29 protein-coding genes are annotated in these 25,217 nt (G+C 61.6%); 18 read left to right on the plus strand and 11 right to left on the minus strand.

The genetic code is table 11. From position 1 onward, the window contains the following. Positions 1 to 108: 108 nt before the first annotated feature. Positions 109 to 561 (plus strand): DUF2721 domain-containing protein, encoded by a 453-nt coding sequence (locus BBX50_RS12840; RefSeq protein WP_065775714.1) that lies wholly within the window; start codon positions 109 to 111, stop codon positions 559 to 561. A gap of 180 nt (positions 562 to 741) precedes the next feature. On the opposite strand, the gene BBX50_RS12845 is transcribed toward BBX50_RS12840, so the two are convergent. From BBX50_RS12845 to BBX50_RS12855, 3 genes are all read right to left on the minus strand, one after another. Further along, positions 742 to 1,197: a carboxymuconolactone decarboxylase family protein gene (locus BBX50_RS12845; protein WP_065775715.1), complete on the minus strand. Its 456-nt coding sequence runs from the start codon at positions 1,195 to 1,197 to the stop codon at positions 742 to 744. Between the two features lie 24 nt (positions 1,198 to 1,221). Continuing rightward, the gene (locus BBX50_RS12850) at positions 1,222 to 1,632 is read right to left on the minus strand and encodes a cupin domain-containing protein (RefSeq protein ID WP_065775716.1); all 411 of its coding nucleotides are present in this window, start codon (positions 1,630 to 1,632) and stop codon (positions 1,222 to 1,224) included. Positions 1,633 to 1,780: 148 nt separating this feature from the next. Continuing rightward, on the minus strand, positions 1,781 to 2,989 hold the full coding sequence (locus BBX50_RS12855; RefSeq protein ID WP_065775717.1) for an NAD(P)/FAD-dependent oxidoreductase: 1,209 nt from the start codon (positions 2,987 to 2,989) through the stop codon (positions 1,781 to 1,783). Between the two features lie 273 nt (positions 2,990 to 3,262). Here BBX50_RS12855 and BBX50_RS12860 point away from each other — a divergent pair, with 273 nt between their 5' ends. Further along, on the plus strand, positions 3,263 to 3,802 hold the full coding sequence (locus tag BBX50_RS12860; RefSeq protein ID WP_065775718.1) for an Rrf2 family transcriptional regulator: 540 nt from the start codon (positions 3,263 to 3,265) through the stop codon (positions 3,800 to 3,802). Between the two features lie 156 nt (positions 3,803 to 3,958). Here BBX50_RS12860 and msrA read toward each other — a convergent pair whose 3' ends face one another. The 4 genes from msrA to BBX50_RS12875 form a co-directional block, all read right to left on the minus strand. After that, complete coding sequence (gene msrA, locus BBX50_RS12865) at positions 3,959 to 4,474, minus strand: peptide-methionine (S)-S-oxide reductase MsrA (RefSeq protein ID WP_065775719.1); 516 nt, start codon at positions 4,472 to 4,474, stop codon at positions 3,959 to 3,961. Beyond that, a complete protein-coding gene (gene msrB, locus BBX50_RS12870; protein ID WP_065775720.1) occupies positions 4,475 to 4,918 on the minus strand; it encodes a peptide-methionine (R)-S-oxide reductase MsrB in 444 nt (147 codons plus the stop codon). Between the two features lie 121 nt (positions 4,919 to 5,039). Next, the gene (locus BBX50_RS29295; RefSeq protein ID WP_083213660.1) at positions 5,040 to 5,195 is read right to left on the minus strand and encodes a DUF1127 domain-containing protein; all 156 of its coding nucleotides are present in this window, start codon (positions 5,193 to 5,195) and stop codon (positions 5,040 to 5,042) included. 91 nt (positions 5,196 to 5,286) lie between these two features. Then, positions 5,287 to 5,823, minus strand: coding sequence for a DUF417 family protein (locus BBX50_RS12875; RefSeq protein ID WP_083213661.1), 537 nt, complete (start codon positions 5,821 to 5,823; stop codon positions 5,287 to 5,289). Between the two features lie 236 nt (positions 5,824 to 6,059). On the opposite strand from BBX50_RS12875, the gene BBX50_RS12880 reads away from it, so the two are divergent. Next, positions 6,060 to 6,677, plus strand: coding sequence for a TetR family transcriptional regulator (locus tag BBX50_RS12880; RefSeq protein ID WP_065775722.1), 618 nt, complete (start codon positions 6,060 to 6,062; stop codon positions 6,675 to 6,677). A gap of 38 nt (positions 6,678 to 6,715) precedes the next feature. After that, complete coding sequence (locus BBX50_RS12885) at positions 6,716 to 7,624, plus strand: LysR substrate-binding domain-containing protein (RefSeq protein WP_065775723.1); 909 nt, start codon at positions 6,716 to 6,718, stop codon at positions 7,622 to 7,624. Here BBX50_RS12885 and BBX50_RS12890 read toward each other — a convergent pair. Next, positions 7,621 to 8,574, minus strand: a complete 954-nt coding sequence (locus tag BBX50_RS12890; protein WP_065775724.1) for an alpha/beta hydrolase — start codon at positions 8,572 to 8,574, stop codon at positions 7,621 to 7,623. The two genes, BBX50_RS12885 and BBX50_RS12890, sit on opposite strands and share 4 nt — an antisense overlap. A gap of 420 nt (positions 8,575 to 8,994) precedes the next feature. On the opposite strand from BBX50_RS12890, the gene BBX50_RS12895 reads away from it, so the two are divergent. Both BBX50_RS12895 and BBX50_RS12900 read left to right on the plus strand, forming a co-directional pair. Next, on the plus strand, positions 8,995 to 9,420 hold the full coding sequence (locus BBX50_RS12895; RefSeq protein ID WP_065775725.1) for a VOC family protein: 426 nt from the start codon (positions 8,995 to 8,997) through the stop codon (positions 9,418 to 9,420). A gap of 110 nt (positions 9,421 to 9,530) precedes the next feature. Beyond that, positions 9,531 to 10,847, plus strand: a complete 1,317-nt coding sequence (locus BBX50_RS12900) for an epoxide hydrolase family protein (protein WP_065775726.1) — start codon at positions 9,531 to 9,533, stop codon at positions 10,845 to 10,847. A 46-nt stretch (positions 10,848 to 10,893) separates the two neighbouring features. On the opposite strand, the gene BBX50_RS12905 is transcribed toward BBX50_RS12900, so the two are convergent. Next, positions 10,894 to 12,489, minus strand: a complete 1,596-nt coding sequence (locus BBX50_RS12905; RefSeq protein ID WP_065775727.1) for a winged helix-turn-helix domain-containing tetratricopeptide repeat protein — start codon at positions 12,487 to 12,489, stop codon at positions 10,894 to 10,896. A gap of 229 nt (positions 12,490 to 12,718) precedes the next feature. Between BBX50_RS12905 and BBX50_RS12910 the strand changes: the two genes are divergently transcribed. The 6 genes from BBX50_RS12910 (at position 12,719) to BBX50_RS12935 (ending at position 19,331) form a co-directional block, all read left to right on the plus strand. After that, positions 12,719 to 13,471 (plus strand): SDR family oxidoreductase, encoded by a 753-nt coding sequence (locus BBX50_RS12910; protein ID WP_065775768.1) that lies wholly within the window; start codon positions 12,719 to 12,721, stop codon positions 13,469 to 13,471. A 146-nt stretch (positions 13,472 to 13,617) separates the two neighbouring features. Then, a complete protein-coding gene (locus BBX50_RS12915) occupies positions 13,618 to 14,712 on the plus strand; it encodes an HlyD family secretion protein (protein ID WP_065775728.1) in 1,095 nt (364 codons plus the stop codon). Then, positions 14,709 to 16,295, plus strand: a complete 1,587-nt coding sequence (locus BBX50_RS12920; protein WP_065775729.1) for an MFS transporter — start codon at positions 14,709 to 14,711, stop codon at positions 16,293 to 16,295. The genes BBX50_RS12915 and BBX50_RS12920 overlap by 4 nt, the downstream gene beginning before the upstream one ends. Before the next feature lie 323 nt (positions 16,296 to 16,618). Then, positions 16,619 to 17,995, plus strand: a complete 1,377-nt coding sequence (locus BBX50_RS12925; protein ID WP_065775730.1) for a GntP family permease — start codon at positions 16,619 to 16,621, stop codon at positions 17,993 to 17,995. Beyond that, positions 17,992 to 18,501 (plus strand): gluconokinase, encoded by a 510-nt coding sequence (locus tag BBX50_RS12930; RefSeq protein ID WP_065775731.1) that lies wholly within the window; start codon positions 17,992 to 17,994, stop codon positions 18,499 to 18,501. The genes BBX50_RS12925 and BBX50_RS12930 overlap by 4 nt, the downstream gene beginning before the upstream one ends. Positions 18,502 to 18,632: 131 nt before the next feature. After that, positions 18,633 to 19,331, plus strand: a complete 699-nt coding sequence (locus tag BBX50_RS12935) for an alpha/beta hydrolase (RefSeq protein ID WP_065775732.1) — start codon at positions 18,633 to 18,635, stop codon at positions 19,329 to 19,331. Between the two features lie 162 nt (positions 19,332 to 19,493). On the opposite strand, the gene BBX50_RS12940 is transcribed toward BBX50_RS12935, so the two are convergent. Both BBX50_RS12940 and BBX50_RS12945 read right to left on the minus strand, forming a co-directional pair. Then, a complete protein-coding gene (locus tag BBX50_RS12940) occupies positions 19,494 to 19,940 on the minus strand; it encodes an MEKHLA domain-containing protein (protein WP_065775733.1) in 447 nt (148 codons plus the stop codon). A 44-nt stretch (positions 19,941 to 19,984) separates the two neighbouring features. Beyond that, positions 19,985 to 20,437, minus strand: a complete 453-nt coding sequence (locus tag BBX50_RS12945) for a hypothetical protein (protein ID WP_065775734.1) — start codon at positions 20,435 to 20,437, stop codon at positions 19,985 to 19,987. Between the two features lie 176 nt (positions 20,438 to 20,613). On the opposite strand from BBX50_RS12945, the gene BBX50_RS12950 reads away from it, so the two are divergent. The 6 genes from BBX50_RS12950 to BBX50_RS12975 all read left to right on the plus strand — a co-directional run bounded on the left by BBX50_RS12950 (position 20,614) and on the right by BBX50_RS12975 (position 25,146). Next, the gene (locus tag BBX50_RS12950) at positions 20,614 to 20,853 is read left to right on the plus strand and encodes a type II toxin-antitoxin system ParD family antitoxin (protein ID WP_065775769.1); all 240 of its coding nucleotides are present in this window, start codon (positions 20,614 to 20,616) and stop codon (positions 20,851 to 20,853) included. Further along, a complete protein-coding gene (locus BBX50_RS12955) occupies positions 20,850 to 21,179 on the plus strand; it encodes a type II toxin-antitoxin system RelE/ParE family toxin (protein WP_065775735.1) in 330 nt (109 codons plus the stop codon). The genes BBX50_RS12950 and BBX50_RS12955 overlap by 4 nt, the downstream gene beginning before the upstream one ends. A gap of 183 nt (positions 21,180 to 21,362) precedes the next feature. Continuing rightward, positions 21,363 to 22,349 (plus strand): thiosulfate ABC transporter substrate-binding protein CysP, encoded by a 987-nt coding sequence (gene cysP, locus BBX50_RS12960; RefSeq protein WP_065775736.1) that lies wholly within the window; start codon positions 21,363 to 21,365, stop codon positions 22,347 to 22,349. Between the two features lie 78 nt (positions 22,350 to 22,427). Next, positions 22,428 to 23,249: a sulfate ABC transporter permease subunit CysT gene (cysT, locus tag BBX50_RS12965; protein WP_065775737.1), complete on the plus strand. Its 822-nt coding sequence runs from the start codon at positions 22,428 to 22,430 to the stop codon at positions 23,247 to 23,249. A gap of 2 nt (positions 23,250 to 23,251) precedes the next feature. After that, a complete protein-coding gene (gene cysW, locus BBX50_RS12970) occupies positions 23,252 to 24,130 on the plus strand; it encodes a sulfate ABC transporter permease subunit CysW (RefSeq protein ID WP_065775738.1) in 879 nt (292 codons plus the stop codon). Further along, positions 24,127 to 25,146 carry a sulfate/molybdate ABC transporter ATP-binding protein gene (locus tag BBX50_RS12975; protein WP_065775739.1) on the plus strand — a complete coding sequence of 340 codons (1,020 nt, stop codon included), beginning with the start codon at positions 24,127 to 24,129 and terminating at the stop codon, positions 25,144 to 25,146. The genes cysW and BBX50_RS12975 overlap by 4 nt, the downstream gene beginning before the upstream one ends. The last annotated feature ends 71 nt before the right edge of the window (positions 25,147 to 25,217 follow it).

A 25,217-nucleotide genomic window follows, 5' to 3' on the forward strand; every position in this document is an offset into this window, starting at 1 on the left:
GCCGACCGGGGCGTTCTCGATTTCTCTGTTCTTGCGGCCGCCAAAATATGACTACAATGCCGCCGCATGCAGAATTGAAGCCACGCAAGGGAAGCTGACCGGAGCCCTATGGAGCCGCCATCAATCGTCAATGATCTTGCCTCGATCATCCAGACCGCCCTGGCGCCTGTCTTCCTGCTTGCCGGCACGGCGGGCTTCGTCAGTGTCTACGCGACACGTCTCGGCAGGGTCTCGGACCGGGTGAACGAGATCGGGGAGAAAGTGGAGCAGAGCGAAGCGCGGCGCATGCAGCTCGACTACCTGCGCCGGCGGACGCTTGCACTGGAGATTGCGGTCGTCTTGGGGACACTGGCTGCGATCTGCACAGGCTGCGCCATCCTCAACCTGCTCGCTGGCGCGCTCGAGTTCGGATTTCGCGAAGAAAATCTCTTTTGGTTCTTCGGCAGTGCGATCCTTTCGCTCATCGGATCGCTCGTGGCATTCCTGTTTGAGATGCTGATTGCCGGGCGGAACATGCTGCGCCAGATGCGCCTGGATCAGGCAACGCCTGAGCGTGACTGACAATCTTGATGAGCGTCAGTCTTCGCTACCGTTTAGAACAGCATCTCGCCGGTCGAGATGCTTTCTGAGTGCGGTCGCGATGTTGGCGACGAGCGCCGCCTTCTTCGGGCCATGGTCCGGATATCGGGTCCTTCGGAGCTTGCGGGCGCGCAATGATCGCGCCCGCAACTTGCGCCACGGCTACGTCTCAAGTGCTGCCTGCGGCGTGTTCCGGAAACTGATCGCCATACGGTTATAGGCGTTCATCAGTCCGATCGCGATCGTGAGGTCGGTGAGTTCGCGATCACTGAACTGAGCGCGCGCAACCTCATAGGCGTCATCCGGGACGCCTGTTTCGGCGACACGTGTGACGGTTTCGGCCCAGGCAAGCGCGGCCCGCTCCCGTTCGTCGAAAAGAGGGCCGGCTTCCCTCCACGCCTGCACCAGCGCGATTTTCTCGATCCGTTGGCCCTTCTTCAGCAGGTCGCGGGTGTGCATGTCGAGGCAATAGGCGCAATTGTTGATCTGCGAGATGCGCAGGTAGACCAGTTCGACCAGCACCGGCGGCAGGCCGCTCTGGAGGATGTAGCCGTAGACGCCGCCGAGCGCTTTGACGCCAGCAGGTGCTATCTGGTTGTAGTCGAGGCGATTGCTCATTGGTTCTGCTCCTTGGGTTCGTCACTACTTGATGGGTGTGGTCAGTTGCTTTTCGTCGCTATCGGCGACGAAAACTGCGAGCAGCTTTGCCGGCGTCGTCTTGCTCGCGTTACGGCTGACGAGGTGGTCGGACGCCGGCGGCTCGTACCAGCTCTCGCCGGCGTGATAGGTCTGCGTCGGACCGTCATTCACCTTGGACTCGATTTCTCCGAAGAGAACGTAGGCGAAGATGAAGGACGATTTTGCATGCCTGTGCGGCACCGAGGCTCCGCCCGGCGGATAGTCGACAAGCAGGGCCGTCAACGTCTTGCCCGGTATGTTGGGTATCGCCTGAGCGAAGTGGGGCGTGACAACGTCGCCGGTGTCGTGTGCGGCGGCAGGGATCACGGAAACCATGGTGGCAAGGACTGCGCCTGCGATCATTCGTGTGCTCATGATGATTTTCTCCTTAATCAGGTTTGGGAGGCGAGCCCGCATCCGTTCGCAGAGCGGTGCTCGCCGGTAGCCGCCAGGGCAGGCTGAAAGGTCCACTGGCGCTTGATTGCCGACGCTTTCCTCTCAGCAATCCGGCTGCCCGCGATGGTCAGGCCACGACGATGCGGAGCGGATCCGCCGCCTGGAGAGCTGCCGCGCGATCGGCACTCGGCGGATAGATCCACATGGTGTTGATCATCGTCTTGAGCTTCTTGGCCTCTGCACCCTGAAGCTTTACCTGGCGGTCCCATCCTTCTGTGTAGACAGCACCCCATGGGCCAAGATCGAGGCAGGTGACGTACTTCTCCTGGCTATAGGGAATAGAGGTAACCCCCAGCAGATCGGCTGCGACGTTGTGCCCCGCGGAGCGTCCGAGGTTCTGCGCGTGCTGGCAGCTCATCATCGTGCGGTTGCCGACGTCATCCGTCGCTGCACAGGCAACGTCCCCGGTCGCAAAGACGTTCGCGTGACCGACGACCTTGAGGTTCCGATCGACATGAAGACGCCCGAACGAGTCCTTGTCCGCTTCGATCTGCTTGGTGATCGGGTTGGCGCGGGCGCCCGCGGTCCAGATAACCGTCGCCGCGTCGATGCGTTCGCCGGATGCCAAGGCGACGCCGCGATCGTCGATGGCGACGATCGGGGACCGCAGACGCGTCTCGACGCCCAGCTCCGAAAGCGCCTGCTCGATGATCGGACGTGGGCCAGGTCCAAGATCCGGTCCGATCGCCGTACCGCGCTCGACGATTACGACGCGGACGGTGGCGTTCTCTCCAAGTGCGGCGCGCAGGCGATGCGGCATTTCGGCGGCCGTTTCGATACCGGTAAAGCCGCCGCCGGCGACGATTACTGTATTGCGTGCGCGGTTTTCGGGAAGACGCGCGAGTTGGAGAATGTGTTCCTCGAGCTCGACGGCGTCGGCAACCTGGTCGACATTGAAGGCATGGGCGAGCCCCGGGATATCTGGGCGGAACAGGACACTACCGGTCGCCAGAACCAGTTTGCTGTAATCGATCGTTGTCTCCCGGCCTTCGTCATCGGCATAGGTGACGGTGTTGTTCGCCGTCGAAATGGCCGTCGCATAGCCCTTGATGAAGCGCACGCCGGCGTTGGCAAATATCTCCGACAAGGGCGCCGTCATTTTGGATGCATGCTTCTCGTAAAGCCGCGGGCGAATGTGAAGGTCGGGCTGCGGCGCAATCACGGCGATCTCGATGGATCCGTCCGCCCTTCCTTGCTGGTCCAGTAGCCGCATGGCGCCGAGTGCCGACCACATTCCGGCAAAGCCGGCGCCGATAATCAGAATTCGTTCACGCATTTCTTTTCCTCAGACAAAGCTTCGCCATGGGCTGGAGGAGGTCCAGTCATCAGACGATTGCTGTTCAGGTTGATGTCTCCAGACCGGAGACGGTTTCCGCGATGATCTACATGTCGCCGCTTAACTAAGACTAACTTTGTCGGAGTAATTGAGCAACGGCAATTCCAGGGGATTTCGGAAACGCACTGTCAACGGAGGGAAGACGGCTGAGCACTTGCGCTGCCGGGCTTTCGATGCTATCTCCGACAAAATTTGTCGGTGTTATGGTGCTGCATGGCCCACGTAAGCGCGGGTGTCGAATACGCCCTTCACAGTCTGCTGTTTCTCGTTGACGCGGAGGAGACCGGCCACCCGGCAAGCGCACGCGATCTAGCCGAATTGCAGCAGCTTTCCAGCGAGTACGTGGCGAAGCTTCTCACAAAGCTGCAGAAGGCAGGCATCGTCGTCGCCCGCGAGGGAATTGGCGGCGGCTTCGCACTTGCGCGCCCCGCGACCGAGATCACGGCGCTCGAGGTCATCGAGGCCGTTGACGGGCGCAAGGCACTGTTCGAATGTAAAGAGATCCGTGGACAGTGTGCGCTTTTCGGCGGCCATACGCCTGCTTGGGCCGTGGACGGCGTCTGCTCTATTCACGCGGTCATGATCGAAGCTGAGAAGCGCGCAAGGGAAGTTATGGCCGCCCACACCCTGGCCGGTATCGCCGGGAGGGCCGCGGCGAAAGCGCCTAAGGAGCATGCGGACGACGTAAGGGATTGGCTCGCAGCGCGAACGCCGCAGCGTCGACGCCGCGGCGATTCAGCAAAGGTTGAGTGACGCTTAGAGCGCTGTGCGGCCGTCTCTTGAGAGGCTGCACGAGAGGCGTGTGATCAACGACCGCTTGGGCATCGCGCCACGCCAGGCTGTGGCGAACTCGGGCGAGCCGCTGCGCGTGCTTGCCCGAGTTCGATTGGCCGTGGCGTCCACAGCGGCCTATTCAGCAGCCGATCGACGCGGCAGCACCCAGTTCGGGCGGATGAAATGGCACGTGTAGCCGTTGGGATAGCGCTCCAGGTAATCCTGATGCTCCGGCTCCGCCTGCCAGAAATCGCCGACGGGTTCGACTTCCGTCACCACCTTCCCCGGCCACAGACCCGAGGCTTCCACGTCCGCAATCGTGTCCTCGGCAACGCGCTTCTGCTCGTTGTCGACGTAGTAGATCGCTGAGCGGTAGGACGTTCCGATGTCGTTGCCCTGGCGGTTCTTGGTGGTCGGGTCGTGGATCTGGAAGAAAACCTCCAGAATCCGCCTGTAGCTGATCGTTCCCGGATCGAAGACGATCTCGATGCCCTCGGCGTGGGTGCCGTGGTTACGGTAGGTGGCATTGGCCACATCGCCTCCAGTATAACCCACCCTTGTAGCAATGACGCCGGGGAGCTTGCGGATCAAATCCTGCATCCCCCAGAAGCAGCCACCGGCCAAAACAGCTCTTTCAGCTCTCTCGGTCATTCAGATATCCTCCACCTGGTTGACGAACGCGCCGTAACCCTCGGCCTCCATCTCCTTGCGGGGGATGAAGCGCAGGGCGGCGGAATTGATGCAGTAACGCAAGCCGCCTCGATCCCGAGGCCCGTCGGGAAACACATGGCCGAGATGACTGTCACCATGCTTGGACCGCACCTCGGTGCGGATCATACCATGGGAATTGTCATGCAGTTCCTCGACATTTGCAGCTACGATCGGCTTGGTGAAGCTCGGCCAGCCGCAACCGGAATCGAATTTGTCGGAAGACGCAAACAGGGGCTCGCCGGAAACGATATCGACGTAGATCCCCGGCCGCTTGTTGTCATTGTATTCGCCGGTGAACGGGCGCTCAGTCCCGCTCTGCTGCGTTACGCGAAACTGCTCGGGCGTCAGCGTTCTGATCGCCTCATCTGTCTTTCGGTAGGTCATTTCCTGGTCTCCAAGATGGGACATTGATGCTTGGTCGTTTTGACGAAGCCACGACTTCAGCCTGGCAGCGTCTCTCTGCGGGGCCCGGCCAACCGACCAGGCCCAATTGTCCTTGCCGCCCTCAGGAGGCAAACCGTCGGCGGGCAATCCCGTCGATCTCGGCACGGGAGATGCCGATGTCGTCGAGCTGGTGCTCGCTGTATCGTGCCAGTTCCCGGTAGGTCTGGCGGTAGTGTTGATGAGCGCGAATCCTTGACAGGATATAGTTCATGAACATGGCATGTGCCTTTCCAATTTGGCCGTCGATTTTGCTTCAGTCCTTGCGATGACAGGGTGCGAAGCCCGAAAAGGCTCCGCCTTATCGTCAATCAGATACGGGTCGAACGGAGCGACGCGAGCGAGTCGACGGCGATCCAGAGCGAGAGGGCGAGGAGTCCGATATCCTTCAGCAGGAACTGGCCGGGAGCGACCGAAATCGCCGGAAAACCGAGATCTGGCAGGAACACACCCGGCGTCGTCGCCATGAAGCTGAGCGTGGTTGCGAACAAACCAGCCGAAAGCAGGCCGCCGATAAGCGAATAGATCGGCTTCACCAGACGCGCCGCGATCAGGGCGCCGATGCTCAGCTCAACGACGCCAAGGAGGTTGGAAAAGCCTTCCACGCTGAAAAGCGAATAGGTCCAGCCCAAAAGAGGGCTGTTGCTTACGAGGCCAACCAGGCCCTCCGCTTCATAGCTGGTGAACTTCATGCCGCCGAACCAACCATAAATTATCGCCAGCGAGCCATAGAGGCCTGCCGCAGTGACGGCCTGACTGTGGCGGTCGACGAGATCGAGTGCAGAAACGGCGGCTCGAGCCTGAACGCTCGGATACGCTGACAGAGGGGGCATGGGATCACGAGGCATTGTCTTCTCCTGGGTTGTTCGCGTCGGCGATCCGCCAAACTGACGCGAGAAAAACGATACCGATCTGTATCGTTACGAACGTAAATATACCGATCTGTATCGTTTAGCAATGCCGCCTTGGGAGCCGCATGTTCACAAGCATTCACAATCCGTTTATGAAAGCGCGCAAGCCCGCTCCTTGCTTTTCTCACGTCGCCGATATAAAGATACAGATCTGTTTAGTTTTGGAGATTGCAATGCGCCGTTCTGAGATCCGGGGGCACCTGCTCGACACAGCCCTGCGCCTGTTCAACCTGCACGGCTACCACGCGACCGGTATCGATCTGATCATCGCCGAGGCGGGGGTGGCGAAGACCACGCTCTATCGGCATTTCGAAACCAAGGAAGATCTGATCCTGGCTGCGCTTGAGCGGCGGGACGAGGAGGCCCGCGCTGAGATGCGCACCTATGTCGAGCAGCGGACGAGCGACCCCGTGGAGCGCCTGATGGCAACCTTCGATTTCCTGGAAGCCTGCGTTCGCGACAGCCAGTTTCGCGGCTGCATATTCATGAGTGCTGCCGGCGAGCACAAGGAAGCTGCCGATCCGGTATTCCGTGCTGCCCTGATGCATAAACGCCTGGTGCTCGCCTATTTTGAGGAACTCGCGCATGCGGCCCGGATCGCCGAGCCGAAACGGATCGCGGACGCCATCAACCTCCTGCACGAAGGAGCGGTCGCCGTTGCACAAGTGACCCGCAGCGCCGAGCCTGTTCGCCAGAGCAGGAGGATGGCGGTGACCTTGTTCGATCGGGAGGTGCGGGCTCCTTTGGTATCGTCAGCGCAAAGGGCGGACGCCCAGGCAGCACGGCCCTGATGGCGTAAACAACATCAAGGATGCAGCCGGGAGGTATTATGGATCGTCTCGAAGCAATGAAGATGTTGCTGGCCGTCGTCGACGCCGGCAGCATTTCCGCAGGGAGCAGGAAACTGAATGCTCCCTTGCCCAGCGTCAGTCGCAAGGTTGCCGAACTCGAACGTCACCTTGGGGCGAGCCTCATCGTGCGCACCAGCCGCAATCTTCAACTCACCGATGCGGGCAGGGAGTATGTCGACGCAGCCCGAAAGATCATGACCGATCTGGAGGAAGCGGAGAGGCGAGCCTCGGGCGAATACCAGACACCGCGCGGCACACTGACAATCACCATGCCGGTCGAATTCGGCGCCCGCTACATCATGCCGATCGCGCTTGGCTACATGGAGAAACACCCTGAGGTATCGCTGAACCTCCTATCGCTCGACAGAACTGTGCACCTTATCGAAGAACAGGTCGATATCGCCATTCGCCTCGGTGACCTCGCGGATAGTTCTCTTTATGCGGTAAAGGCGGGAGAGTTTCGCCTGCTGACTTGCGCGAGCCCCGCATATCTTGAGCGTCGGGGTGTGCCGACGCATCCGAGCGATCTTGAGGTTCATGACGGAATACTCTTCAACAAGCGGACGTTCTTCTGGACGTTCGAGGTCGACGGCCGTCCCGTGGAAGCCGCTCCACGCAATCGTCTCGAGGTAAACACCGCGGCCAATTGCGTGGCCGCGGCGATCGGTGGAGCGGGCATCGCCCGATTGTTCGACTATCAGATCCCGGATGAGCTGGCTTGCGGCGCCCTTGTACCGGTCCTGGAGGATTTCGCCGGGGCGTCGAAACCGATCCACATCGTCTATTCGGGACAGGGCATGCTCACCTTGAAGGTGCGTTCCTTCATTGACTGGGCCTTGCCACGTCTCCGCGCAGCTTTTGGGCGAGGCGAGAGCCTGCAGGTCTAGTCGGCAAAAGCCGCCCGGACTTCATCGATGGTTCTCGCCGGGTCCTGGAGATGCGGGAAGTGGCCGATACCCGTCAGAACGTCGAACTCTGCATGGGTTCGGTCGGCGAACTCCCTGCCCATCTCCGACTTGATATAGATGTCCCTTTCGCCCCAGATCACCTTGATCGGAGTCTTGAGCTTAAACAGATTGGCCTCCAGATAGTCTTCATCACGCGTGAAGTGAGCGTAATAGGAGGCGAAGGCATCGGCAGTCGTCATGCCGTCGTGTGTCCAGGACTCTTTCATGTCCGCTTGCACCTCGGACGACAGTTCGTATTGGGCCTCCGGCGCAAGGCCACGACGATGCACGTTTTGTAGGATCTCGTCGCTGGTCCTGTTCATATAGGCCCGCGTCGGCGTTGCCGTCGGCTCAGCCTTTAGATTTTGCAGGCTCTCATACATCCAATGCGGCCTGTTGAACGGCGCGAAGTCGCCGACGATGATCTTCTTCGCGATCTTCGGTTCATCGAGGGCCAGAAGCAGTGCTGGAAGGCTGCCGATGTCCGAGGCGTAGATGACCAAATTCGAACGGTCGACGCCCGATTTGTCGATGTAGGCCTTCAGAACCGAGGCATAGTCCCTTGGTGAATAGGAGAACTGCTCCGGGGAAGGGCGCGACGACTGACCATAGCCGGGCCAGTCAAATGCATGCACCTCGTAGTCCTTGCTCAGTGTTCCGGCGATTTCCTTCCAGACGGTCAACGTCTCCGGGAATCCGTGCAGGAAGAGCGCGATGCCCTTGGGGTTAACGGCATGGGAGACCATGCGCCGCAGCGTAATGTTCTTGTCGATGGTGACGAAGTCGATTTTCGGGACCGCCGGAGTGACGGCATTCAAAGCTTGCCCCACGTCCGCCGAGGCCAGCACCACCGAGGCGGTCGCAACGAAATTCTTGAGTGACCGGAACATCGTGTCAGGCTCCTTCCGAGTTGACTTGACGAAAAGATCGGACACCCGGCGGGCCGTGGGTAGACGGAGATTCTGAGAGGAACCCTCTTGAACCGGACAACTGCACAGGTCCGCGAGAGTGAACTCACCAATACCCTGCAAGTACTCCGCTGCAGCCAAAGTCCCCAGCACGCGCGGTCTGATCGCGGTGTCCATGCCTTGTGTTCATGGCGACCATTACATCGACGTTCGCATGGAGCCGCACAGGCCTTCTTGCAGCCGTTTCGATTGGGCCCAGCGTCAAAGCGAGAGGGTGGCTCTCAATTTCACTCGGTACCAGCCCCCTGGTGCCGTTCCTAGATTCCGGTCCTTCGCGGATCGTCGGCCATCCCGTCAAACCGCGAGCCGACGAAACTCGCTCTCCACGAAAAGGAAGATGAAATGAACGACACCAATGCTGCTTCAGAGAAAATCAGGGCGCTCCCCGGCCACTCGACCATCGGCACGAACGATCTGGATGCCGCCGCCGCCTACTACGACAAGCTGCTTGCCGTCTTCGGCATCGGCCGTGTGCTCGTCCAGCCCGGTCGCGCTATCTATTACGGGCATCGCACTCTCGAGTTCGGTGTTACAAAACCGTTCAATGGCGAGGCCGCCATTGCCGGCAACGGATCAATGATCGCCTTCGAGGCGCGCTCCCGCACCCAGGTCGATCTCGCCCATGCGACGGCCTTGGAAGCAGGCGGTTCGGATGAAGGTGCACCCGGTCCGAGGGGTCCGAACGGCGGCGACCCATACTGTGCCTATTTCCGCGATCCCGAAGGCAACAAGTTTCTCGTCTACCGTACTGGTCCCGACGCGGACTGATACCCGCGCAGCAGGCGGGGTATGCCTTGGATGGCATGCCCCCGCGCCGCAAACCGGCGGCGGGATCCGTTCGGTGAGCATTCGGAGCATTCAGGAAGGAGGGTCCTCATATGGACCGGGAGAGCAAAGCTGGGAAATTTGAGGTGTCGCGGCGTTCGTTTCTGTTGGGTAGCGCGGCGATCGGCGTTGCGGCCGCGGGGCTGCCCGTGGCCTCCATCGCAGCCGACAACCTTGGCATGCCGAAGAGCATCGATAACATCCGGCCGTTCAAGGTCGACGTGCCTGCGGAGGCCCTCGCCGATCTGCGACGCCGCCTTGCGGCAACGCGCTGGCCGGACAGCGCAACCGTGAGTGACCGCTCCCAGGGTGTCGAGCAGGAGACGATGAAAGACCTCGTTGCCTATTGGCAGTCCGTCTATGATTGGCGCAGGGCCGAACGAAAGCTCAACACCTTTCCTCAGTTTTTGACCACCATCGACGGCCTTGACATTCATTTCATCCACCTGCGCTCCCCCCATGAGACCGCACTTCCCCTGATCATGACCCATGGCTGGCCCGGTTCGATCTTTGAGCTGCTGGACGTGATCGATCCGCTGACCGACCCGACTGCTTACGGCGGCAAGGCCGAAGACGCGTTCCATCTCGTCATCCCATCCATTCCCGGCTTCGGTTTCTCGCAAAAGCCCACCTCGACGGGTTGGGACGCGCAGCGCATCGCCATGGCCTGGGCCGCCTTGATGAAACGGCTCGGCTACGACCGCTATGTCTCGCAAGGTGGCGACTGGGGTGCGATCATCAGCGACACTCTGGCGCGGCAGGCTCCGGCGGGTCTGGTCGGCATCCATGTGAACCGGATCGAGCGCAGCACGACGCTTCCGCCAGACGCTGCGCAAGCGTTGAAGAATGGAGGCCCGGCTCCCGACAACATGTCCGCCGACGAGAAGAAGGTCTTCGATGAGGCCCGCGACTTCCTGAACAACGGTTTCGGCTACGCGTCGATCCTCAGCACCAGACCGGAGACTGTCGGCTACGGGCTTGCGGATTCTCCGGTGGGGCTGGCGGCCTGGCTTTACGACAAGATCGCGGATTGGGTGTTCACTCGGGGTGCTCCGGAACAGGCGTTGAGCAGGGACGACATTCTGGACAACATCACATTGTACTGGCTGACAAACACCGGGCCTTCGAGCGGACGCATCTATTGGGAAAACCTCAAGGCCGGGGCGAAGCTCTCGGCGGCCAAGGTTCCTGTCGCCGTTACCGTGTTTCCGGGCGAGGTTTACAGACCACCCAGGAAGTGGCTGTCAAAGGCCTATCCGCAGCTCGTCTATTATCATCAGGTCTCCAAGGGCGGGCACTTCGCCGCCTGGGAGGAGCCCGAACTTTTCACCGAAGAGATCAGGGCAGGCTTCAGGCCCATGCGTTCCTAGAACGCCAGCTCAACAATACGCCCTGGGCCAGAGAGGCTTGTTGCCGTCACTCCGGTAAACCTGCTTGACGCAATCCGTTCGCAAACCGGGCGAAGTCGTCAGGTCGGTGGATCGGCAGCCAGTCTCTGAGATTTGAAACGCGCAGCGACGGATCCAGCGTGCGCAGACGCTGCATGCACCGACGGGCCTCTTCCGGACGGGCCGCAAGCGCATGGCTCGCCGCAACGAGCGCGACCGCCACCAGCAGGCTGGGCAGGTTTGCGAGTGCCTTCTCCGCCCAGGTTACCGCTTCGTCATAGTTGCCGGAGAAGAAATGCGCGAGTGCGGTTCCCGTTTGCATCCGGAACACTTCCGGATCGAGCGGGCTCAGGCGAACGGCATGGGTGAGATCCCTGATCGCATTCTCGGCTTCGCCACGGAAGACACGCAGCACGCCCCCCAGGAACCAGGCGAGCGCGAAGTTCGGGTTGAGCAGCCGTGCCCTGTCGATCAGCGCAATGCCACCATCGAGGTCGTCGGCGAGATGACCGAGTGCGTGGCCGCCTCTCGTCAGCGCCACGGCGTCATCCCGGCCAAGCTCCACCGCGAGCCGCGCCAGTCGTGTTCCCTCGGCGATCTCTGCCGTGCGGTCGATCATCCACCCGTTGAGCTTCTTCCAGAAAAAGCACCAGGCGGCGCCGGCATAGGCGGACGCAAACTCATCGTCGAGCGCGATCGCCTTGTAGAACAATGGCAGCGCTGCCTCGAGCGCTTCCCGGGTCCCGCTGTGCAGTTTTGCCATGCCGCGAAGATAGTAGTCGTAAGCGTCGAGGCTATCGGTCGGCTTGTGCTTGGCGCGCTCGATCTCGACCCGTTCGAGTTGCGGCGCGATCGCGTCGACGACGCTTTCTGCCATATTGTCCTGCAGCTCGAAAATGTCGTCGAACGTGCCTTCAAAGCGCTCCGCCCACAGGTGCGCGCCGGTCGTGGCGTCGACGAGCTGACCGGTGATGCGCACCTTGCTTCCGGACTTGCGCACGCTGCCTTCCAGAACATAGCGCACGCCAAGTTCCCGCCCCACGTCGGTCGCTTCCACTGTGCGGTCCTTGTAGGTGAAGCTCGAGTTGCGCGCGATGACGAATAGCCAGCGGATCCGTGACAGCGCGGTGATGATGTCCTCCACCACGCCATCCGTAAAATAGTCCTGCTCCGGATCGCCACTCAGATTCTGGAAGGGCAAAACGGTGATGGAGGGTTTGTCGGGCAGGGGGAGCGCAGGCGGCACCACGCTTGTCTTGCCGGAACTGCGGACGCTGCTGCTCGGCGCTTCAGAGATAACCCCGTTTTCGACATCGACGGGGTTCACCTCGCCGATGAAGCGGAAGCCCTTGCGGGCGATGGTTCGCAGCAGGTGCTGTTCTTCGCCGCTGTCGCCGATTGCCTTGCGGACGGCGTTGATGTGGCTGGTGATCGTCGATTCCGATACGATCCGACCACCCCAGACCGCCTGCAGCAGATCGTCCTTGCCGACGACCCTGTCGCGATTCTCTATGAGATAGAGCAACAGGTCGAAGACCTGCGGGCCGATGGCAACGACCTGCCCGCGCAGGGTCAATTCCCGGCGCTCCGGATCGAGCAGATAGTCTGCGAACTTGAACTGCACCTCTGCTCTCCTGGCGCGACGCTCCTGGCCGGCGATTGCGATCCGTCGATAGATAGCACGGCAACGCGTGATTAGAGCATCCCTTGCCGAGCGGGCAATCGCTTGGACGGACAATCAAGCTTTTCTCAAGGGTAATTCAAGGTGGGCGCAAGGACTTGCCCGAAGCATGCAGGCACTCTCACCGCAGATCGGCGGCAATGGTGCAGCCGAGAAAAAGCAGAGTGAAGCCATGAAGATCGTCATCATCGGAGGCACTGGCCTTATCGGATCGAAACTTGTGAAGAACCTGCGCGAGCGCGGCCATGACGCGTTTGCGGCCGCACCAAGCACCGGCGTCAACACGATCACGCGTGAAGGCCTTGCCGCAGCGATGGATCGAACCGAGGTCGTCGTCGACGTCGCCAACGCGCCGGATTGGGACGACAAGGCTGTTCTCGACTTCTTCGAGGCATCGGGGCGCAATCTGCTGGCAGCGGAAGCCGCCGCCGGCGTGCGCCACCACGTCGCTCTTTCGATCGTTGGTAGCGAACGGTTGCCCGGTAACGGCTACTTCCGGGCGAAGGTCGCGCAGGAGAACCTCATCAAGGCGTCTGGCATTCCCTATACCATCCTGCGCGCCACACAGTTCTTTGAGTTCGTCGGCGGCATTGCCCAGTCGGCAACCGTCGGGAAGGAGATCCGCCTGTCTCCCGCGCTGTTCCAGCCGATCGCCTCCGACGATGTGGCCGCAGCACTCGCCGATATCGCCCTCGCACCGCCGGTCAACGGCACGGTCGAAGTCGCCGGTCCCGATGCCATTCCCCTCGACGAGGTGGTGAGACGCTTCCTGGGGGCGACAAAGGACGAGCGCAAGGTGGTGCCGGATGTTCACGCACGCTACTTCGGCGCCGTCCTTGACGACCAGTCGCTGACCCCCGGCAAGAACCCGCGGCTTGGCGCGATCCGGTTCGACGACTGGGTTCGTCAGCAAGCCGGGCACTGACGAAGCAATCATCGGCAAGCCGTCGCGCCTGCATCGCTGATGCCTTCAATCCCGCCAAAACGGAATCGGCCACGCTATCGGCGAGGGCGCCGCGGATGAGCTTCACCGCGCGGCGCCTTCGTAGCCATCCAACAGGAACTGAGACAATGGATACGTTCGAGGACAAGGTTGCCATCGCCACAGGAAGCGTCGCAGTCGGCACCGCCGGGAAGCGCTCCAGCAAGAGGAAGATGCTTGGCATGTTGCTGTGCCTCAGTGCTGTGGTGGCTGTCGCAGGCGGCTGGGCCTGGGCTCGTTCGGGCGGCGATGCGTCGACTGACAACGCCTATGTCCGCGGCGACGTGACATCGCTCGCGCCGAAGGTTGCGGGCTATGTCACGGCTGTCGAAGTCCGGGACAACCAGAGTGTTCGAGCGGGAGAGGTGCTTTTCCGGATCGACGACCGGGACTACCGCGCGCGCCTTGCGCAAGCGGCCGCCAATGTCGAAGCCGCAAAGGCTCGGCTCGTCAACGTCGATGCCGAGACAGAACTCCAGCACGCCTTCATTCGGCAGGCCGAGGCTCAGAAGCGATCGGCCGTCGCCGAGATGAATCTGGCGGCCAAGGCGTACGAGCGTCGCCGCGAACTCATCCGCAGCAACACCATCAGCCAGGCCCATGTCGATGAAAGCGATGCGGCGCGATCGAGAACCGAGGCAAGTGTGTCTGCGGCGTCCGCGACAATAGAGGCACAACGGCAGAAGATCGCCGTGCTTGCGGCCCAGCGTGAAGCCGCGGTCGCTGCCGTGGCGCAGGCGGAGGCCGCGCGCGATCTTTCTCAGATCGATCTTGAAAGCACGATCGTTCGCGCTCCCGTCGGCGGCGTGATCGGTAACCGTCAGGTTCGTGTCGGCCGGTTCGTCGCGCCGGGCACGTCCCTGCTCGATATCGTTCCGGTTGACGATGTGTGGGTTGTCGCCAACTTCAAGGAAACGCAACTCGAACATATTCGGACAGGTCAGCGCGTCCGCATCGTCATCGATGGGTATCCGGATCAGGCGCTTGAAGGCACAGTCGACAGCTTTGCCCCGGGCAGCGGTTCAGCCTTCAGCCTTCTCCCGTCGGACAATGCAACCGGCAACTTCGTTCGTGTCGTCCAGCGGGTGCCGGTCAAGATACGGTTTTTAAGCAACCCGTTGCCGGGACGTCTCGTTCCGGGTCTGTCCGCGCGGGTCGACGTCGATCTCGGGAGCGGGTCATGACCACGCACGTAGCCACGACGGCGAGCCGCGAAATGTCGACGGCAGGCGCGCTGCTTGTCATCGGCATCGTGCTGGCGGCGCTGACGGAAGCGATCGCCAGCACCGTCCTTTCACTCGGACGCGGCGATATCATCGGCGATATCCATGCCACTCCCGACGAATTCGCCTGGCTCGATATCGGCTACACCGCGTTCAAGCTCATCGGCTTCCTGGTCGCCCCTTCGATGCTCCACCGTGTCCGGCCGCTCAGCCTCATCGCCGCCGCAACGCTCGTCATGGGGCTTGCATGCGGTCTTGCGGTTTTCACCGCGCGGTTGGACCTGTTGATCGCGCTGAGAGTGACGCAAGGTCTCGCTGGCGGCATCCTTCTGGTCGCAGGCCAGGCCATCCTCTTTTTTGTCTATCCGAAAGCCCACCAGCCCATCCTTCAGGCGCTGTTTGCGATGGGGGCCGTGGTGGCACCTGCGACACTGGCCCCGGCGCTTCAGGGGTGGTTGCTGGATACTCAATCCTGGACGTGGATCTTCTATTGCAATGTCATCCTGTCCTTGGCAGCCGCAGGGCTTCTGCTGGTGGTCGATGATCCGACACCCGCCATGACGCAGCCGCGGCCGTTTGACTGGGTCGGCTTTTCCCTCATCTCTGTATCGCTTTTCTCTTTCACCTATGTCCTCAGCCAGGGTAGCCGCTGGGACTGGTCCGAAGAGCCGCGCATCCTGTGGCTCTGCGTGGCGGGTGTTGCGTCCCTGCTGATGTTTCTGGGGCAACAGGTGCTGCGCAAGGGCAATGGCCTTCTCGATTTCACCCTGTTCAAATCGGAGGATTTTTCCTTCGCCTTCATCGTCAGTTTCGTTGCCGGTGCTGCGCTGTTTGGAAGCGCGTTTTTGATACCCTCGTTTGCCGTGTCGGTCCTTGCCTTCACGCCCACAGATGCGGGCCAGCTTCTTTTGCCGAGCGGCGCGCTCTTCGTCGGGGCCTTGCTCCTTGCTGCCTTTCTCATGCAGGTCCGCCGTGTGCCGCCATTCGCGACGGTGCCCTTCGGCATCCTCCTGATCATGGTGGCGATGTGGATGCTGTCCGGGTCGACCAGCGAAAGCGGCGCGGATGACATGATGACCGCAATCCTGTTGCGCGGCCTTGGCCTTGGCTTCCTGTTTCTGTCGATCACGCTGATTGCGTTCAGCGACCTCAACCGCCGAAACCTCGCATCGGGTATCGGCCTCTTCAACACCGGCCGCCAACTCGGTGGTCTCATCGGCGTTGCCGGGCTGCAGACCCTCATCGACCATAACGTCGTCGCGAATGTCGCGGTCCTCGGCGCCAACATCAATGGGGGAGGGGCGGCCGTTATCGAACGGCTGACCAATACGACAGCCATGCTTTCGGCAAGGGGGATGGATGCCGTGTCCGCCAGCCGGGCAGCGATGGCGCTTCTCGGCCGCGCAGTCACCAGTCAGTCCATCGTGATCGCCTTCGACACGGCGTTTTACGCCGTCGCCCTTCTGTTCGTGTTCGCAGCGCCCGTCCTGGTCGCGATCAAGATCGGATTTGCCCGACGTGCGAAGGCGCGCCACGGGAAGTAACGCACGGACGCAGGGCGTCCACGCCTCTTGTTCTGGCGCGGCCGATCGCGCGGAAGCCCTATTGTATGTTCAGCCCCTCGTATGCGGCCGGCCAACGCTCCTTGGCGCTTTGGGCCGTAATCGCTTTGGTGCAAGCGTCGTTTTCGTCACCGTCGGCGTTCAAGGACCGAGGTCCGCATAGTCACGTCGTTGCCTCTATCCCGAGCAGCGTGAGCCCTTAAACGAGCGCTTATCGCCTTGTCTCCACTCCCTATTTTGGTTGGGTTGCCGGCAAAGGCCATAGACTATATGGCGTTTGACGCGATTTCTGCGAAAGGGGATTCATGACTTCGACCGAACCAGTTTACGGGACAGTGACGCTCCTGTTGATCGCGGCGGCTGCCGTGGGGCTGCTCCTTCTGCTCATCCTGCGATTGCGCCTGCATGCCTTCGTGGCGCTGGTGTTGGTCAGCCTGCTCACGGCACTGGTTACCGGTATCCCTTTTCAGGATGTCGTGCCGACGCTGCTGCAGGGCTTCGGCTCGACGCTCGCCTCCGTGGCGCTACTCGTTGGCTTTGGCGCGATGATCGGGCGGATGCTGGAGGTCTCCGGCGGTGCGCAGGTGCTCGCCGACCGGCTGATCGGGCAGTTCGGTCATGATCGCGCCCCTCTGGCACTCGGCGTCGCCTCGCTGCTTTTCGGTTTCCCGATCTTCTTCGATGCCGGTCTCGTCGTCATGCTGCCGATCATTTTCAGCGTCGCAAAACGCTTCGGCGGCTCGGTGTTGCTCTATGCGCTGCCCTCGGCAGGCGCTTTCGCGGTCATGCACGCCTTCCTGCCGCCGCATCCGGGCCCGGTCGCCGCGAGCGAACTTTTGGGCGCAGACATCGGTCTTCTCGTGCTGGTCGGCCTCGTCCTCGCACTGCCCACCTGGTATCTGGGCAGCTATATCTTCGGTCTGTGGGCAGGCAAGCGCTTCGAGCTTCCGGTTCCCGCGCTTCTCGGGTCCCCCAGTGAAGCGATCCATGACCAGAAAACGCCGTCATTCGGCACTGTCATGCTCGTGTTGCTCTTGCCGCTCGTATTGATCTTCCTCAACACCGGGCTCGCAACGCTTGTGGCCGCCAAGGCAATAGACGGAAGCGCTGTGTGGGTGAACATCCTGCGCATGGCCGGACAGACACCCGTCGCCCTGCTCATTACCGTTCTCGTCGGCATGTGGGTTCTGAGCGGAAAGCGCACGCTCAAGGACATGGAAAAGCTGATGGACGGGGCGCTGGGCCCGATCTGCGGCATCATCCTTGTCACCGGTGCCGGCGGCATGTTCGGCGGCGTGCTGCGTGCAAGTGGCATCGGTCAGGCCCTTGCCGGCAGCCTCGAGGCGATCGGCATGCCGCTGATCGTCGCCGCGTTCCTCATCTCGACGGCGTTGCGCGTCGCGCAAGGCTCGGCGACCGTTGCGCTGACGACGACGGCGGGCCTGCTTGCGCCCACCGTGGCTGCGACCACGGGGCTGAGCTCTTTCGATCTCTGCTTCCTCGTCATTGCCATCGCGTGCGGCGCGACGGTGTTGAGCCATGTGAACGATTCCGGGTTCTGGCTCGTCGGCCGCTTCCTCGACATGGATGAACGGACTACGCTCAAGACCTGGACGGTGATGGAAACCCTGCTCGGTGTGATTGGCTTCGCATTCGCGCTCGTCGGATGGTGGATACTATGAGCAGCAGCCTGCAGCATATCGTGGTCATGGGCGTTTCCGGCAGCGGGAAGACGACTGTCGGGGAGGCGCTTGCCGAAAGGCTCGGTTGGCGCTTTATCGAGGGTGACGCGTTCCATCCGCCACAGAACGTGGCCAAGATGTCCGCCGGTATTCCGCTCGATGACAACGACCGCGCCCCATGGCTGAGGACACTCGCGGCAGAAATAGCCAAGGACGAGGCGGCTGGCCGGCCCTCGGTGGTCGGCTGTTCAGCCCTGAAACGCGCCTATCGCGACATCCTGCGCACGGGAGCACCTCGCGTACGCTTCGTGCATGTTCACGGCGACCGCGCGGTCCTCGCCGACCGGCTTTCACATCGCGCCGGGCACTTCTTCCCCGCCTCGCTTCTCGAATCCCAACTTGCAGCCCTCGAGCCGCTTGGCCCGGATGAGGACGGCGTGGTCGTCGACGTGGCGCTTTCGACAAGCGAGCAAGTCGACCGTGCTGTGCGGGGACTGGGCGAATAGCCAGACCGGTGCTTGCGGTGTCCAGACCAGCGGACAATTGGAGCGAACGCAAAATGCTGGTTTCGATGTCTCTGTCGTTGCATCTTGACGACTTGGCCCCTTCGATAGGGTCCATGCAGAGGTAGCGAAACATGGCAATGCTCCTGGTTCCGGGCTTCATGCTCGACGCCGATCTTTGGCGTGATGTGGTGCCGGCACTGACCGAATACGGCCCGGCCACATACGCGGATCTCTCGCAGGACGACACGATCACGGCCATGGCCCACCGCGCGCTGGCAGATGCGCCGTCCAAGTTTGTTCTGGTCGGCTTTTCCATGGGCGGCTACGTCGCTCGGGAGATCGCACGGCAAGCCGCCGATCGGGTTGCTGCCCTCGTCCTCATCGCGACGTCTGCCCGCGGCGATAGCGACGTGCAGCGTCAGCGCAAGGCCGCAATAGCGGGACAGACGGGCAGCGCAGCCTTCAAGGGGCTCAGCAGGTTGGCCGTGGCGTCGTCGCTGCATCCTGACAATTCGGATCGCGCCGACATCATTGCACGCATCCAGGCGGCAGGGCAGCGATTGGGAGGCGACGTCTTTCGCCGGCAATCCCTCATCGATCGACGCGACGAACGGGATGATCTGGGAATGATCGGGTGTCCAAGCCTGGTCATCGCGGGAGAGCAGGACCAACTGAGGTCTCGTGAGGAGGCTATCGAGCTTCACCGGGCACTTGTCGGCTCGAGCTTCGAAATTATCGAAAACACGGGACATATGGTCCCGATGGAAGCCCCGCAGCGTCTCGCCGCCATCATGCGTGAATGGCTGGCTCAACAACCGCTCGGGTTGTGACGTTCGCATGTGGCCGCAAAGTGCCTTTTATCGCGCGGCCGATGCTCCTGTGACCTCAGAGCGACCGGAACCATGCCAGACGGGCGCGGCCGGTTCCTCACGCTTGGGGTCTGCAACGGGCTCTCCCCTGAGCCGATCGAACGCAACACGGAGCAAGCGCGGTTACTGGTCTCTCCACGTGCGGAACATGGCGGCCTGGCCGACATGCTCGCCGTCGGAGCGCACGAGCTGCCAGACGACAGCGTCTTCAATCCAAAACCGACGGCCGGATTTCGCAATCCGCAGGCCGCGATAATTGTCAATGAAGCCCTTGGCCGAGACGCTGTCCAAGAGACGCTGCCTTTCCTCGCGATCCGGAGCCTCGGCAGACAGGCGCGACGGCATGCCGACAAATTCCCCCCAATCATAGCCGAAGCAGGCCTGGGCGGTCTTGTTCGCATAGATGAAGCAAGGGTCCTCGGATCGATCGTGGGCGAGCAGGGCAAAGGGCGCGGACTCGTAGAGCCATCGGCTGTCGACCGGATGGCCAACCAGGTTTCTACCGGTCACCTGGCGGAAGCTCGCAACGATAAGCGCGAAGATTTCCTCGGTGTCATGCTCGATCGTCATGTTCGATCTCGTCTCCGCGAGCCCTCTTCATTGGTTGAGGCTTCTCAAGCGCTCAAGGCCGGGATGAACTTTCCGTCATAACGCACGCGAAAATTCCGGCGTTGGGCATCTTCCTGGAAGCAGACGAACACCAGTTCGAGGTCATTTGCGCCGCTGCGCCTTCCAAGCAGGCTGAGCGTGATGACGATCACGCCGCCATAGGTGCGGGTCAGGTTGATTGCGGCTCTGCGAATTTCATTGGTACCGGCGTCGTCCCGGTCTTCGCGCCGTTCATAGACCTGCCAGAAGGGCGAGGTCTCCCAGGCCGAGCGCAGTGCTTCGGTTATCTGGTCCTTGAACTCGTCGACCGACCGGCCCTTGCTCCAAGAGACCGTCTTTTCGGTGTGGTCGGCAAAGATGTCGAGATAGCCGTCGTAGTCGTCCGGATCGGAAAAGCACCGCTCGATCAACGCGAATGCGATGTCATCGGAAATTGCTGCCTTGAAGAATATCGTCATCGAATCGCCAACCCTGCCTTGCCGCCTATGTAGTCAAAGCATTGAGGACGTATCTAGTCCCCCGAATGTCAGATTGATGCTGCGCGAAGGACTTTCCTGCCATGGGGGCAATCGGCTACGGCTGTTCAAAGTTGTCATTCTTGCCAATTTTTGCCATCGACGCTATTCTCGGTTCCATGAGCACCATGAATATCTCCCTCCCGGACTATCTGAAAAGCTTTGTCGATGAGCAGGTCGCCGGGCGAGGTTATGGGACGAGCAGCGAGTACATCCGGGAGTTGATCCGTCGGGATCAGGACAGGCTCACCCTGCGCCGGCTGTTGCTCGACGGTGCTTCCTCCGCGCAGGCCGCGCCTGCCGACGCTGACTACTTCGCCAGCTTGCGTGACCGGGTTCGTGGCCAGCAGAGCAAGTGAACGGCAAGCCGATCAATCTGCATGCATTGGCTCTGAGCGATGTTGAATCGGCTGTCGATTATTACGCAAGCGAGGCGGGGCCAGATGTCGCTCTCGGCTTTATCGACGCTCTTCAGGCAGCTTACGACCTGATTGGCAGCCATCCGGTATCCGGATCGTTGCGGTATGCGTACGAACTGGGACTGCCTGACGTGCGAAGCGTCGGGTTGAAGAAGTACCCCTACCTCGTTTTCTATCGTCCGCAGGCCGACTATATCGACGTGTGGCGCCTGCTGCATGCCAAACGGGACATCCCGCAATGGATGCAGGGACCGGACGGTCCCTGATCGCTTCGAAATTTGTGGCTGTAAGTTGTTGGTTGCCTTGGGAAAGATGAGGCAAAAACTCCGCGAAATTTGGCGGAAACGAGAGGAAATTTCTAAGGCTTCGCACAACCAGGGTCTGCGGTCCCTCGCGCTCCCACGCGCACGCCGATAGGTTCTGAGGGAGCATCAACTCCGGAGAACCGCATGAAACGCCTCCTCATTCTCGGCGCCACCCTTGCCGCGCACTTCATCACGCCCGCGCTGGCACAGGAGCCAACGAAGCTTCTCAACGCCTCCTACGACGTGTCGCGAGAGCTTTTCGTTGCTGAGAACGAGGCGTTCATCAAGCAGCATCCGGGTGTGACGATTGACCAATCGCATGCCGGCACCTCCAAGCAGGCTCGCTCGATCCTCGAAGGCCTCGAGGCCGACGTCGTGACCTTCAACCAGACCACCGATATTGAGTTCCTCGCCAAGAACGGCTTTGTCGCCAAGGATTGGGCGAAGGCTTTCCCGAACAATGCCTCGCCGTTCTATTCGTTCCCGTCCTTCCTGGTGCGCACCGGCAACCCAAAAAACATCAAGGACTGGAGCGATCTCGCCCGCGACGATGTTCATGCGGTCTTCCCCAATCCGAAAACGTCGGGCAATGCGCGCTATACCTATCTTGCCGCTTATGCCTGGGCCAAGGAGGCCTATGAAGGCGACGAGGCGAAGATCGAGGCCTTTATCACCAAGATCTTCGACAATGTGCCGGTCTTCGACACCGGCGGCCGCGCCTCAACGACGACCTTCGTCGAACGCGAGACTGGCGACGTTCTGATCACCTTCGAAGCCGAGACCCGCAGCATCGTCAAGCAGTACGGCGCCGACAAGGTCGAGAGCGTCATTCCCTCGGTCAGCCTGCTTGCCGAGTTCCCTGTGGCGGTGGTCGACAAGGTTGCTGCGAAGCATGGCACGGAAGCGCTCGCCAAGACCTATCTCGATTTCCTCTACACCGAGGAAGGTCAGCGCATCGCGGCTGAGTTCGGTCACCGCGTCCGCAACGAGAAGGTAGCCGGCGACTTCAAGGATCAGTTCCCTGCAATCCGCCTCGTCAACGTTGACGACGTTTTTGGCGGATGGAGCAAGATCCAGGCTGAGCACTTCGCTTCCGGCGGCGTTCTGGACAAGCTCTACGGCAGCCGCTAATCGCCCTTAGGTTTCGCTTTCCTCCAACCCGGCAGACGAATTGTCTGCCGGGTTTTACCGTGCAAAGGAAATGACCGCGTGAGACGCAATGTCCTGCCCGGATTACGCCTGTCGCTGGGTGTGACGCTGCTTTATGTGAGCCTGATCGTCGTCCTGCCGTTGGCAGCACTCGTGTTCAAGGCCGCGAGCCTCGGCCTTGGGGATTACTGGCAGATCGTCTCGTCGCCGCGGGCGCTCGCAAGCTACCGCGTTACCGTGCTGGCTGCTCTTGGGGCGACCCTCTTCAATCTCGTTTTCGGCCTGGCGCTTGCCTGGGTGCTGGTGCGCTACCGGTTTCCGGGGCGGCGCATCGTTGACGCCATGGTCGACCTGCCATTCGCCCTGCCGACGGCGGTCGCCGGTATTGCGCTGACCGCACTCTTCACGTCGAACGGTGTGTTCGGGTCCATTCTGAGCGATGTGGGCATCAAGGTCGCCTATACCCCGCTCGGCATTATGATCGCCATGTGCTTCACCTCGCTGCCCTTCATCGTGCGCACGGTGCAGCCGGTGCTGGAGGATCTCGACCCGGCTCTGGAAGAGGCGGCTCAGTCACTTGGCGGTTCAGACGGGGCGATTTTCCGCAAGGTCATTCTGCCGCTCCTCACACCGGCGCTCCTCGCCGGCGTGTCGCTCTCCTTCGCCCGTTCCCTTGGCGAGTTCGGCGCGATCATCTTCATCGCCGGCAACCAGCCGATGTCGACGGAAATTACCGCATTGCTGATCTTTATCCGGCTGGAGGAATACGATTATCAGGCAGCGGCCGCGATCGCGTCCGTCCTGTTGCTCGCGGCCTTCCTCATGCTCGCGGTCACGAATTGGCTGCAGGCGCGAGCGCTGCGCTACACGGTGAGGAACTGACGATGCGCGCTTTTCGAACGGGACGCACGCCGCCACGCGTCGGCGACGGGCCCTTCTTCCGCCGTGCGCTTATCGGCGCCGTCCTCATTGTCGGCGCGTTCCTGATCCTCGCGCCTCTGTTGATCATTGGCGTCGAAGCCTTCGCCAAGGGCTGGCAGGTCTATCGCGACACGATCCTGCACCCGGACACGCGGCACGCGATCATGCTAACCGTGCTCGCGGCGCTGATCGCGGTGCCGGTCAATACCGCCTTTGGCGTTGCCGCCGCCTGGGCCATCACCAAGTTCGACTTCCGCGGCAAGGCCTTCCTGCTGGTCGTGATCGAGATCCCGTTCTCGGTGTCGCCGATCGTTGCGGGCGTCGCCTATCTCTTCGTCTACGGCCTTCAGGGCCTGTTCGGCCCGACGCTTGATGCCTATGGCATCAAGATCCTCTTCGCCATTCCCGGCATCGTGCTTGCCTCGATGTTCGTCACCGCGCCTTTCGTTGCCCGTGAGCTCATTCCGCTCATGCAGGCTCAGGGGCGGGATCTTGAAGAGGCCGCGGCCTCACTCGGGGCCTCCGGCTGGCGCACCTTCTTCTCGGTGACGCTGCCAAACATCAAATGGGCGCTGCTTTATGGCGTCGTCCTCTGCAATGCGCGGGTCATGGGCGAGTTTGGTGCCGTATCGGTCGTGTCGGGCAATATCCGTGGCCAGACCAACACGCTGCCGCTCCATATCGAACTGCTCTACCACGATTACCAGGCGGCAGGCGCCTTCGCGTCGGCGTCCATCCTGGCGCTGATCGCCGTCTTCACCATCATCGCCAAGGTGGCGCTCGAGCGCCAAGGCGCGGGCCGTGTCCGCCAGGCCGCCAATCCCGCGGAGAATGCATCATGAAGATCCGCCTTGACCACGTCGTCAAGACTTTCCAAACCTTCCGTGCCGTCAAGGACGTTTCGCTGGAAATCGAAAGCGGCGAACTCGTCGCACTGCTCGGACCGTCCGGCTCCGGCAAGACGACCATATTGCGCATGGTTGCGGGCCTCGAATTCGCCGATGGCGGCCACATCTACTTCGGCGACCAGGACGCGACCGACATACCGGTGCGCGATCGCGGCGTCGGCTTCGTGTTCCAGCATTACGCGCTTTTCCCGCATATGACCGTGGCACAAAACATCGCCTTCGGCATGGAAGTCTCGAAGGTCAAGCGCGAGAAGGCGGCCATTGATGCGCGGGTCGACCAGCTCCTCCACCTGGTCCGCCTCGAAGGGCTTGGTGACCGTTTCCCGGCGCAGATCTCCGGCGGGCAACGCCAGCGCGTCGCCCTTGCCCGTGCCCTTGCGGTTGACCCGAAGGTGCTGTTGCTTGACGAGCCTTTCGGTGCGCTCGACGCCAATGTCAGACGCGAGCTTCGCCGCTGGCTGCGCGAGATCCATACCCAGCTCGGCATCACGACGCTGTTCGTCACCCATGACCAGGAAGAGGCTCTGGATCTCGCCGACCGGGTCGTGATCCTGAAGGACGGCCACATCGTCCAGCAGGGAACGCCGGAGGCGGTCTGCCGCGACCCCCAGTCGGCCTTCGTCATGAAGTTCCTCGGCGATGCCAACATGCTCGCAGCCGAGGTGCGCGACGGCATGGCCTATGCCGACGGTGCCGTCATCGAAGCCTCAGGCATGGCAGATGGCAAAGCCGAACTCTACGCCCGTCCGGTCGATCTCGACTGGACGCCGGGGGGCCCCGGGATCGCGGCCAATGTCAGCCGGGTCATGGACCGGCCGGACGGTCGCCGCGTGATCGCGACCACCCAGAGCGGTACGCATCTGGAACTGGACGTGGAACCGGAATGCGCCGTGAAATCCGGCGATATCGGTTTCGTGACGCTGCGGCGGGCGAAAGTGTTTGCTCTCTGAACGGCGCGGCACACAGGTTTCCTCCATTCAGGACGATGCCGGCAGACGGCGCCCCGCAACGAACCTCGCGA

The sequence above is a fragment of the Ensifer sp. LC11 genome (assembly GCF_001695835.1).
GTDB lineage: Bacteria > Pseudomonadota > Alphaproteobacteria > Rhizobiales > Rhizobiaceae > Ensifer.